This window comes from Streptomyces sp., from assembly GCF_031181555.1.
Lineage (GTDB): Bacteria > Actinomycetota > Actinomycetes > Streptomycetales > Streptomycetaceae > Streptomyces > Streptomyces fimbriatus.
On the sequence record NZ_JAPSKQ010000191.1, the window covers coordinates 1 to 10,876 of the forward strand.

The following is a 10,876-nucleotide window of genomic DNA, read 5'->3' on the forward strand; positions in this document are numbered from 1 at the left end:
TGTAGTCGGAGAACACCAGGAAGGTGCCGCCGTAGATCCGGGTGTTGCCGTGCAGCGCGATGCCGTTCATCTCCGCGGCCATGGCGTGCTCGCGGATGCCGAAGTGGATCGTGCGGCCGTACGGGTCGGCCTCGGGCAGCGGGTTGTCCGCCGGGAGGAACGACGACGTCTTGTCGATCGTCGTGTTGTTGGAGCCGGCCAGGTCGGCCGAGCCGCCCCACAGCTCCGGGATCACCGCGCCCAGCGCCTGGAGCACCTTGCCGGAGGCGGCGCGGGTGGCGACGCCCTTGCCCGGCTCGAAGACCGGGATCTTGTCCTCCCAGCCCTTGGGCAGCTCACCGGCGGCGACGCGGTCGTACTCGGCCGCGCGCTCCGGGTTGTTGCTCCGCCACTCCTGGAACGACTTCTCCCACTCGGCCCGGGCCTGCTTCCCCCGCTCCAGCGCCTTGCGGGTGTGGCCGATGACCTCGTCGGTCACCTCGAAGGTCCGCTCCGGGTCGAAGCCCAGGACGCGCTTGGTGGCCGCCACCTCCTCGTCGCCCAGCGCCGAGCCGTGGGCGGCCTCGGTGTTCTGCGCGTTCGGGGCCGGCCAGGCGATGATCGAGCGCATCGCGATGAACGACGGCCGGTCGGTGACCTTCCTGGCCTCCTGGATCGCGTCGTAGATCGCGTTCGGGTCCAGGTCGCCGTCCGGCTTCGGGGCCACCCGCTGCACGTGCCAGCCGTAGGCCTCGTACCGCTTGACGACGTCCTCGGAGACGGCCGTCTCGGTGTCGCCCTCGATCGAGATGTGGTTGTCGTCCCACAGCAGGACCAGGTTGCCGAGCTTCTGGTGGCCGGCCAGCGAGGACGCCTCGGCGGAGATGCCCTCCTGCAGGCAGCCGTCACCGGCGATGCAGTAGACGAAGTGGTCGAACGGGGACTCGCCGGGGGCGGCCTCCGGGTCGAACAGGCCGCGCTCGTAGCGGGCGGCCATCGCCATGCCGACGGCGTTGGCGACGCCCTGCCCCAGCGGGCCGGTCGTCGTCTCCACGCCCTTGGTGTGCCCGTACTCCGGGTGGCCCGGCGTCTTCGAGCCCCACGTGCGGAAGGACTTCAGGTCGTCCAGCTCCAGGCCGAAGCCGGCCAGGTACAGCTGGGTGTAGAGGGTCAGGGACGAGTGACCGGCGGACAGCACGAAGCGGTCGCGCCCGACCCAGTCGGGGTCCGCGGGGTCGTGCCGCATCACCTTCTGGAAGAGGGTGTAGGCGGCAGGCGCCAGGCTCATCGCCGTACCCGGATGGCCGTTACCGACCTTCTGTACGGCATCGGCGGCCAGGACGCGGGCGGTGTCGACGGCCCGCTGGTCCAACTCGGTCCACTCGAGGTCTGTGGTGGTCGGCTTGGTGCTCACCCTGAGTCAGGGCTCCTCTCCACATGTCGGATGCCGGCGACTGCCCACCGGCGGGGTCGAGCCTACCCCCGTGGGACGTGCGTTTTTTCGAGTCATTCCAGACTGTGGGCACTCCCGCGGATCCGCCTCCTGACGGGGTCGTCCGCGTATTCGGCAGATGAATACGGGGCCGCTCATCCGGGTGCTCAATCGAGCTCGGACACGCACCTCGGAGGGTGCCGCTCAACACGACCCGACCCCCGCGAATGTCCGGGTCTGGGCAACGTCTACAGTGGCGTGGTACGCGCGAGCCCTTACCGCCGTTTCCCATGCGGGGGCTTGCTGGAATCTCTGTAGGGGTGTGCGTGACGGCCGTTGAATCCCGTCCAGCGGGTGGGGGTACCGCCCACGCCTTTAGGGCAGTGGGGGAGCTCGGGACGAGCCAGAGCCCGGCCCATCGGCCGTTCGGGGCGCGTGTCATGGCGTTCGTGGCTCTCACCAAGCCGCGGATCATCGAGCTGCTGCTCATCACCACCGTCCCGGTGATGTTCCTGGCGCAGCAGGGTGTGCCCGACCTGAGGCTGGTGCTGCTGACCTGCGTCGGCGGCTACCTGTCCGCGGGCGGCGCCAACGCGCTCAACATGTACATCGACCGCGACATCGACGCCCTGATGGACCGCACCTCCCAGCGCCCGCTGGTGACCGGCATGGTCAGCCCGCGCGAGTGCCTGGCCTTCGGCATCACCCTGGCGGTCGTCTCGACGCTGCTGTTCGGCCTCACCGTCAACTGGCTGTCGGCCTGGCTCGCCCTCGGCGCGCTCCTCTTCTACGTCGTCGTCTACACGATGATCCTCAAGCGGCGTACGTCGCAGAACATCGTGTGGGGCGGCATCGCGGGCTGCATGCCGGTGCTGATCGGCTGGACGGCGGTGACGAACTCGCTGGCGTGGGCTCCGGTCATCCTCTTCATGGTCATCTTCTTCTGGACGCCGCCGCACTACTGGCCGCTGTCGATGAAGGTGAAGGACGACTACGCGCGCGTGGGCGTGCCGATGCTGCCGGTCATCGCCGGCAACAAGGCGGTCGCCAAGCAGATCGTGATCTACAGCTGGGTCATGGTCGCGGTGTCCCTGCTGCTCACCCCGTTGGGCTACACCGGCTGGTTCTACCTGCTGGTCGCGCTGGCCGCGGGCGGCTGGTGGCTGTGGGAGGCGCACGCGCTGCAGAACCGGGCGAAGGCCGAGGTGACCGGCGCCAAGCTCAAGGAGATGCGCCTGTTCCACTGGTCCATCACCTATGTGTCGCTGCTCTTCGTGGCGGTCGCGGTGGACCCGTTCCTGCGGTAGCCGCAACCGGGACGTCCGACGGGCGGGGTGAGTGGTCAAGGCCACGGACCCCGCCCGTCGCCGTTCGGTCTACCCGTCGGTAGCATCCTGGTCATGGCAGACACGCAGCAGGCGGACCCGAAGGCCGAGCAGAAGGCGGCCCGGCTCGCCCAGCAGATCAGCAGCTTCGCCAAGGCGCACGGCGGCGCCGAGGGACAGATCGCGTACCTCGGTCAGCGCGGTGCCCGGATCGTGCTCGTCGGCGAGGACGGCGACTGGGGCGACCTGGTCGCGCCCTCCTACGCGATCGCCGAGAAGGCGGTCGAGAAGGCGGGGATCACCGTCCACGAGGACTTCGACGGCGAGTTCGCGGCCAAGGTCAGGACCGGCCCGTACGAGTGGAGCCGCATGGCGGGCATCCAGGTGGGCGGCCCGTCCAACGGCTGACCGGCCGACCGCAACACCTCTGCGCCGTTTCACCCGTTAGGACCTGTAGGCAGCACAGCGTCCACACGGGGAGTCCCGGATGATCGACACGCCGTCCCTCGTGGACCAGTACTGCCACGGCGTACTGCGCACGGAGCTGGGCCTCGGCACCTTCGAGGCCCAGCTGGCCCGCACCGAGGGCCCGCCCGCCCCGGGCACCACCCTCTTCGACACCCAGACCGGGTTCGCCGTACGCCGCTGGTGCCCGCCCCTGCTGGGCCTGGAGCCGCACTGCCCGCCCGCGCGGTATCTCGCCCGGCGCCGTGAACTGGGCGCGATCGAGGCGGGGCGCCGGCTGCTGCGCGGCAGCGGCATCACCACCTACCTGGTCGACACCGGGCTGCCTGGCGACCTCACCGGTCCCGCCGAGCTGGCCACGGCCGCCGGCGCCGAGGCCCGCGAGATCGTCCGCCTGGAGCAACTGGCCGAACAGGTCGCCGACACCTCCGGCACCGTCGAGTCCTTCCTCGCCAACCTCGCCGAGTCCGTGCACGGTGCCGCCGCGCACGCCGTCGCCTTCACCTCCGTCGCCGGCCTGCGGCACGGGCCGGCCCTCGCCCCCGAGCCGCCCGGACCGGGGGAGGTGCGCGGCGCGGCCGGGCGCTGGCTGGCCGCACGCCGGGTCGGGGACGAGCTGAGCGACCCGGTGCTGCTGCGCCACCTGCTGTGGATCGCGGTCGCCTCGGGCCGCCCCCTGCAACTGCACGCGGGGCTCGGCGCACCGGGCGCCCGCGCCGACCGCACCGACCCCGCGCTGCTGACCGACTTCGTCCGGGCCACCGCCGGCCTCGGCACCGACCTCGTGCTGCTGCACGGCTACCCGTACCACCGCCACGCCGCCCACCTCGCCGGCGCCTTCCCGCACGTCTACGCCGACTCCGGCGCCGCCCTGGTGCGCACCGGCGCGCGTGCGGCGACCGTCCTCGCGGAGATCCTGGAACTCGCCCCCTTCGGCAAGATCCTCTTCTCCACCGGCGCCCGGGGCCTGCCCGAGCTGCACGTCGTCGGCGCACGGCTGTTCCGCGAGGCGCTCGGCCGGGTGCTCGGCACCTGGGTGGCGGAGGGCGCGTGGGCACCGGCGGACGCCCGACGGGTGGGCGGAATGATCGCCTCGGGGAACGCGGGCAGGGTGTACGGACTGGAGTGAGGCGGGAAGACTGGGCGGATGCCGACCGACGCCCTGCTCGACCGCTTCCTCACCGGCCTCGCGCCGCTCACCCCCGTCGCCGTCTGGGCGCACGGCTCCCTGGCCGGCGGCGACTACCAGGAGGGCCGCAGCGATCTGGACCTGATCGCGGTCCTGGACCACCCGATCACGGCCCGGACGGTGTGGCGGGTGGCGCTGCTGCACGCCCGGCTGCGGGCCGAGCCGCTCGCCGACCGGCTGCACTGCACCTATCTGACGCCGGACACGGCGGCGGACGCCGAGCGGCGCCACCTCACCTGGGCGCACGAGCGGCTCCTCCGGCGGCCGGTCACCCCGGTCACCCGGGCCGAGCTGCACACCTTCGGACGCGTCCTGCACGGGGCGCCCCCCGCGGACGTGCTGCCGCCGGTGCCGGACGGCGAACTCGCCGCGTTCGTGGTGCGCGACCAGCGCGACTTCTGGCGGCGGGCGGTGGACGGGGCCGCCCACTGGCAGCAGGACGTATGGGTCGACCTGGGACTGCTGACCTTCGCCCGCGCCACCGTCACCCTGCGCGAGGGCCGGCTGATCTCCAAGCGGGAGGCCCTGGAGGTGCTGCCCGGCCTCGGCGCGCCCGCCGAGGTCGTCGCGGACATCAGGAGACGGCGCTACGGCAGGAGTGACGGCCCCGCTCCGCCCGCCGGGGAGTGGACGGTGCGCCGGGCCCGGCTGACCCGGGACTACCTGGGGCCGGCGATCGACGCGCTGGTCGCGCGGGACGGCTGAGCCGCGGGCGCCGCCGGGCCGGGCACCGGTGCCTCCGGACGCTCGCGCAGGGACAGCAGGACCCGGAGCACCCAGATCCACATCACGCAGGAGCCGAACATGTGCAGGCCGACCAGGACCTCGGGCAGGTCCGTGAAGTACTGCACGTAACCGATCGCCCCCTGCGCGAGCAGGATCAGGAAGAGCTCGCGGGTGCGGTCCAGCGGACCCTTGGGGGCGTCGACGGCCTTGAGGACGAACCACAGGGCGAACGTCAGCGTCACCACGATCCACGCCAGCACGGCGTGCACCTTGCTGACCGTCTCCCAGTCGAGCGGCATCCGCTCGACCTCGCTGGAGTCGCCCGCGTGCGGGCCCGCGCCGGTCACCACCGTGCCGACCGCGATCAGCAGCACCGAGGCGGCCACCAGGCACCACACCAGCTGCTGCACGGCCTTGCCGGCCAGCGGACGCGGCTCCGCGTCGCCCTCGCGGGTGCGCTGCCACATCACCGTGGCGACCGCGATCAGCGCCGAGGAGAGCAGGAAGTGCGCCGCGACCGTGTACGGGTTCAGGCCGACGAGCACCACGATGCCGCCCAGGACCGCGTTGCCCATGACGATCCAGAACTGCGTCCAGCCCAGCCGGGTGAGGCTGCGCCGGTACGGCTTCTCGGAGCGCGCGGCGATGATCGCCCAGCCGACGGCGGCGCACAGCACATAGGTCAGCAGGCGGTTGCCGAACTCGATGACGCCGTGCAGGCCCATCTCGCTGGTCGTGGTGAGCGAGTCCTCGGTGCACTTGGGCCAGGTCGGGCAGCCCAGGCCCGAACCGGTCAGCCGTACGGCACCGCCGGTGACGACGATGACCACCGACATGACGAGCGCGGCGAGGGCCGCCCGCCGGACCGTCCGGGGGTCCGGGGTCCAGCGTGCGGCGATGAAGGCGAGCGGGTTGCGCACGGCCGCCTGGGCGTCGGCGCGGGTCACGTTTGGCACGCGTCCCATCGTAGGGCGCCGCTTGTGCACGCTTTCACGAGGGTCCACCCCCGCCGCGCTCCCCGGCTCACCCGGGCTCATTCCCAGCGGAAGAACCTCCCGGCGGCCGCGAGGCCCGCGACCGCCCAGACGGCGAGGATCCCGAGGTCGCCCCACGGCATCCCGGCCCCGTGCCGGAGCACGTCCCGCAGTCCCTCCGACAGCGCGGAGATCGGCAGCAGGCCCAGCACCGCCTGTGCCGCGTCCGGGAACTTGTCCAGCGGCACGACCACTCCGCCGCCGACGAGCAGCAGCAGGAACACCAGGTTGGCGGCGGCCAGCGTCGCCTCGGCCTTCAGGGTGCCCGCCATCAGCAGGCCGAGCCCGGAGAAGGCGGCCGTGCCCAGCACCAGCAGCAGGAGCACCGCGAACGGGCTGCCCTGCGGCGACCAGCCCAGCACGAGGGCGATCACCGTGACCAGGACGACCTGGAGGACCTCGATGACCAGCACGGACAGCGTCTTCGCGGTCATCAGGCCCCAGCGCGGCAGCGGGGACGAGGCCAGCCGCTTCAGCACCCCGTAGCGGCGCTCGAAGCCGGTCGCGATGGCCTGCCCGGTGAACGCCGTCGACATCACGGCGAGCGCGAGGATGCCCGGGGCGAGGAAGTCCACCGCCTTCCCCTCGCCGGTGTCCACGATGTCCACGGTGCCGAACAGCACCAGCAGCAGCGTGGGGATGATCACCGTCAGCAGCAGCTGCTCGCCGTTGCGCAGCAGCATCCTGGTCTCGAGGGCGGCCTGCGCGGCGATCATGCGGGGCAGGGGGGCGGCCCCCGGCTTCGGGGTGTGGGTGCCGGTGGCCGTCACGAGCGCAGCTCCTTGCCGGTCAGTTCCAGGAACACGTCTTCGAGGGTGTGCCGCTCCACCGAGATCCGGTCCGGCATCACCCCGTGCTGGGCGCACCAGGAGGTGACCGTGGCGAGCAGCTGCGGGTCCACCTTGCCGACGATCCGGTACGAGCCCGGCGCCGGCTCGTCGGCCGAGGAGTCGGCGGGCAGGGCCTTGAGCAGCGAGGCCACGTCCAGGCCGGGGCGGCCCGTGAAGCGGAGCGTGTTCTCGGCGCCGCCCCGGCACAGCTCCTCGGGGGAGCCCTGGGCGACGACCCGGCCGGCGTCGATGATCGCGACGTCGTCGGCGAGCTGTTCGGCCTCGTCCATGGAGTGGGTGGTGAGGATGACGGAGACGCCGTCGGCGCGCAGGTCCCGGACGAGGTCCCAGGTGGCGCGGCGGGCCTGCGGGTCCAGACCGGCCGTCGGCTCGTCCAGGAACACCAGCTCGGGGCGCCCCACCACGGCCATCGCCAGCGCGAGCCGCTGCTGCTGGCCGCCGGAGAGCCGCCGGTACGTCGTACGGCCGCAGGAGCCGAGCCCGAGCCGTTCGATCAGCGCGTCCACGTCCAGCGGATGCGCGTGCAGCCTCGCCACGTGCCGGAGCATCTCGTCCGCCCGCGCGCCCGAGTAGACGCCGCCGGACTGGAGCATCACGCCGACGCGGGGCCGCAGCGCCGCCGAGTCCCTCACCGGGTCGAGGCCCAGGACGCGCACCGTGCCGGAGTCCGGCCGCCGGTACCCCTCGCAGGTCTCGACCGTGGTCGTCTTGCCCGCTCCGTTGGGACCGAGCACGGCGGTCACGCCCTGCCGGGCCACCAGGTCGAGGCCGTCCACCGCGGTCTTCGTTCCGTACCGCTTCACCAGGGCCTGGACCTGGACCACGGGCTCACTTCGCATGGGTCACGAGTCTAGGGAGCCGTGCGTGCCCTCAGACCGCGGGGTGCTGGAACTCCTCCGTACGGGGCCGGTGCAGCTCCAGCCACCGCTGGGCGTACGCCACCGCGTCCGCCAGCGGGAACAGCCGCGCCCCGGCCGCACCGACCCGGCCGCGCACCACGGGGCGGTCCCGCTCGAAGTCGTGCCCCAGCTCGTCGAAGCGCTCGGAGGTGATCGACACCTCGGTCACCGTCTCCCAGCCGTCCGGGCCGGGCCGTCCGACCTCGACGAGCGGGGACGGGACGCGGTACTCGGCGAGGTGGAAGCAGGTGCAGCTGTCGTATCCGGCTCCGAGCAGCAGCACCCGCGCGCCGGTACGCTCCAGCTTCGCCAGCGGGCTGCGCTCACCCAGCCGGCAGTCGGGCGCGTGCCCCGCGACGATCTCCGCCGCGCGGGGTCCCACGGCCGCGAACGACGTCTGGGGGTGCGCGCTGCGCAGGGCGCCCGGCCAGGTCCGCACGGTCTCCGGGACCACCCCGACCCCGCGCGTGGGGGTGATCAGCGGGTCGTACGCGGGCATGGTGGCCCGGATGGTCTCCCACCACTCCTCGGGCACGGGCGGGGCCTGCCACAGCGCCGGGTCGGAGAGGCCGCCGGACTGGGCCGGAACCACCAGCGTGCCGTCCGGACCCAGCGCGTCGAGCAGACCCTGGACGACCGCGACCGGGCCGCCGTTCACCCAGCCCAGGGAGCTGAGCGAGGAGTGCACGAGGAGGGTCTCGCCCGGCCGCACCCCGAGCTCGCGCAGCTGCGCGGCGAGGGTGTCCCGGGTGACGAGAGGGCCGGTCGGGGAGGGGGTGGACATGGTCCGGGAGTCTTCCGTAAGCCGTCGCCGGATGCCACCGAATTGATCGATCAAAGATCGTTTCTGCAGGTCAGATTAGGTCTACCTAAGTGATGCAGCGCACCTTCGGGGCGTCCGGACGCGGCTTGCCGGGTTCGGAGGAATTACGCAACAATGGCGTTGTGAAAAACGTTGGCGAGGCTCCCCACGAGGAACTGGCGACCGGAGAGCGGTCCACCCGCAACCGGGTCGCCCGCTCCATCCTGGACCACGGCCCGTCGACCGTCGCCGAGCTGGCCGAGCGGCTCGGGCTCACGCAGGCGGCCGTCCGCCGGCACCTGGACGCGCTGGCCGCGGACAACGTCGTGGAGGCGCGGGAACGCCGGGTCTACGGCGCGCGCACGCGCGGGCGCCCGGCCAAGGTGTTCGCCCTCACCGACTGCGGGCGGGACGCCTTCGACCAGTCGTACGACAAGCTCGCCGTGGACGCCCTGCGGTGGATCGGTGAGCGGGAGGGCGGCAGCGAGGCGATCGCCGCGTTCGCCCGGGCCCGGATCGCCGCCCAGGCGGAGGCGTACCGGAAGGCGGTCGAGGCCGTGCCCCCCGAGGAGCGGACGGAAGCACTGGCCAAGGCCCTGAGCGCGGACGGGTACGCTGCAACGGCGCGCAGCGCACCGGTCGGCGAGCAGCTCTGCCAGCACCACTGCCCGGTCGCCCACGCCGCCGAACAGTTCCCGCAGCTGTGCGAGGCCGAGACGGAATTTTTCGCCGAGCTTCTCGGTACGCATGTGCAGCGACTGGCGACCATCGCGCACGGCGACGGCGTCTGCACGACGTTCATCCCCAAGATTTCCCACCACGCATCCGCAAGCACGTCCGGGAGGAACCCCGCATGACTCTCCCCACGGAGACTGCCCACCCCGAGCTCGAGGGCCTGGGCAAGTACGAATACGGCTGGGCCGACCGTGACGACGCCGGTGCGTCGGCGCGCCGCGGCCTGGGCGAGGACGTCGTCCGGGACATCTCCGCGAAGAAGGACGAGCCGGAGTGGATGACCAAGCTCCGCCTCAAGGGCCTGCGCCTGTTCGAGAAGAAGCCCATGCCGAACTGGGGCTCCGACCTCTCCGGCATCGACTTCGACAACATCAAGTACTTCGTGCGCTCCACGGAGAAGCAGGCGGAGTCCTGGGAGGACCTGCCCGAGGACATCAAGAACACGTACGACAAGCTGGGCATCCCCGAGGCCGAGAAGAAGCGCCTCGTCGCCGGTGTCGCGGCCCAGTACGAGTCCGAGGTCGTCTACCACCAGATCCGCGAGGACCTGGAGGAGCAGGGCGTCATCTTCCTGGACACGGACACGGCCCTGAAGGAGCACCCCGAGCTCTTCAAGGAGTACTTCGGCACGGTCATCCCGGCCGGTGACAACAAGTTCGCCGCGCTGAACACCGCCGTGTGGTCCGGCGGCTCCTTCATCTACGTGCCGAAGGGCGTGCACGTCGAGATCCCGCTCCAGGCCTACTTCCGGATCAACACCGAGAACATGGGCCAGTTCGAGCGGACCCTGATCATCGTCGACGAGGGTGCCTACGTGCACTACGTCGAGGGCTGCACCGCGCCGATCTACAAGTCGGACTCGCTGCACTCCGCGGTCGTCGAGATCATCGTCAAGAAGAACGCCCGCTGCCGCTACACGACCATCCAGAACTGGTCGAACAACGTCTACAACCTGGTCACCAAGCGCGCCGTGGCCTACGAGGGCGCGACCATGGAGTGGGTCGACGGCAACATCGGCTCCAAGGTGACGATGAAGTACCCGGCCGTCTACCTGATGGGCGAGCACGCCAAGGGCGAGACGCTGTCCATCGCCTTCGCCGGCGAGGGCCAGCACCAGGACGCGGGCGCCAAGATGGTCCACATGGCCCCGAACACCTCGTCCAACATCGTCTCCAAGTCGGTGGCGCGCGGCGGCGGCCGCACCTCCTACCGCGGTCTGATCGAGATCGGCGAGGGCGCCCCGGGCTCCAAGTCCAACGTGCTGTGCGACGCGCTGCTCGTGGACACCATCTCCCGCTCGGACACCTACCCCTACGTGGACGTCCGCGAGGACGACGTGTCCATGGGCCACGAGGCGACCGTCTCCAAGGTCTCCGAGGACCAGCTCTTCTACCTGATGAGCCGCGGCCTGTCCGAGGACGAGGCGATGGCGATGATCG

11 protein-coding genes are annotated in these 10,876 nt (G+C 71.7%); 6 read left to right on the forward strand and 5 right to left on the reverse strand.

Translation table 11 applies throughout. The annotated features are described in order from the left end of the window. A partial coding sequence (locus RIM90_RS27370; RefSeq protein WP_309063426.1) for a transketolase occupies positions 1-1,393 on the reverse strand: 1,393 nt, incomplete at its 3' end. Positions 1,394-1,731: 338 nt separating this feature from the next. Here RIM90_RS27370 and RIM90_RS27375 point away from each other — a divergent pair. The 4 genes from RIM90_RS27375 (at position 1,732) to RIM90_RS27390 (ending at position 5,095) form a co-directional block, all read left to right on the forward strand. Continuing rightward, positions 1,732-2,718 (forward strand): heme o synthase, encoded by a 987-nt coding sequence (locus RIM90_RS27375; RefSeq protein WP_309063427.1) that lies wholly within the window; start codon positions 1,732-1,734, stop codon positions 2,716-2,718. Positions 2,719-2,811: 93 nt separating this feature from the next. Continuing rightward, entirely contained in the window at positions 2,812-3,144 is a 333-nt protein-coding gene (locus RIM90_RS27380) for a hypothetical protein (RefSeq protein ID WP_309063428.1), read from the forward strand. A gap of 79 nt (positions 3,145-3,223) precedes the next feature. Continuing rightward, positions 3,224-4,330 carry an amidohydrolase family protein gene (locus RIM90_RS27385; RefSeq protein ID WP_309063429.1) on the forward strand — a complete coding sequence of 369 codons (1,107 nt, stop codon included), beginning with the start codon at positions 3,224-3,226 and terminating at the stop codon, positions 4,328-4,330. Positions 4,331-4,348: 18 nt separating this feature from the next. After that, positions 4,349-5,095 (forward strand): nucleotidyltransferase domain-containing protein, encoded by a 747-nt coding sequence (locus RIM90_RS27390; protein ID WP_309063430.1) that lies wholly within the window; start codon positions 4,349-4,351, stop codon positions 5,093-5,095. Here RIM90_RS27390 and RIM90_RS27395 read toward each other — a convergent pair. From RIM90_RS27395 to RIM90_RS27410, 4 genes are all read right to left on the reverse strand, one after another. Next, on the reverse strand, positions 5,050-6,081 hold the full coding sequence (locus tag RIM90_RS27395; RefSeq protein ID WP_309063431.1) for a COX15/CtaA family protein: 1,032 nt from the start codon (positions 6,079-6,081) through the stop codon (positions 5,050-5,052). The genes RIM90_RS27390 and RIM90_RS27395 overlap by 46 nt on opposite strands. Positions 6,082-6,149: 68 nt before the next feature. Next, positions 6,150-6,866 (reverse strand): ABC transporter permease, encoded by a 717-nt coding sequence (locus RIM90_RS27400; protein ID WP_309063436.1) that lies wholly within the window; start codon positions 6,864-6,866, stop codon positions 6,150-6,152. Positions 6,867-6,916: 50 nt separating this feature from the next. Beyond that, positions 6,917-7,840, reverse strand: a complete 924-nt coding sequence (locus RIM90_RS27405) for an ABC transporter ATP-binding protein (protein ID WP_309063432.1) — start codon at positions 7,838-7,840, stop codon at positions 6,917-6,919. Positions 7,841-7,871: 31 nt separating this feature from the next. Beyond that, entirely contained in the window at positions 7,872-8,684 is an 813-nt protein-coding gene (locus tag RIM90_RS27410; protein WP_309063433.1) for an AAC(3) family N-acetyltransferase, read from the reverse strand. Between the two features lie 161 nt (positions 8,685-8,845). Here RIM90_RS27410 and RIM90_RS27415 point away from each other — a divergent pair, with 161 nt between their 5' ends. After that, the gene (locus RIM90_RS27415) at positions 8,846-9,559 is read left to right on the forward strand and encodes an ArsR family transcriptional regulator (protein ID WP_309063434.1); all 714 of its coding nucleotides are present in this window, start codon (positions 8,846-8,848) and stop codon (positions 9,557-9,559) included. Beyond that, positions 9,556-10,876, forward strand: a 1,321-nt coding sequence (sufB, locus tag RIM90_RS27420) for a Fe-S cluster assembly protein SufB (protein ID WP_309063435.1), incomplete at its 3' end; no start/stop codon positions are given. The genes RIM90_RS27415 and sufB, both read left to right, overlap by 4 nt.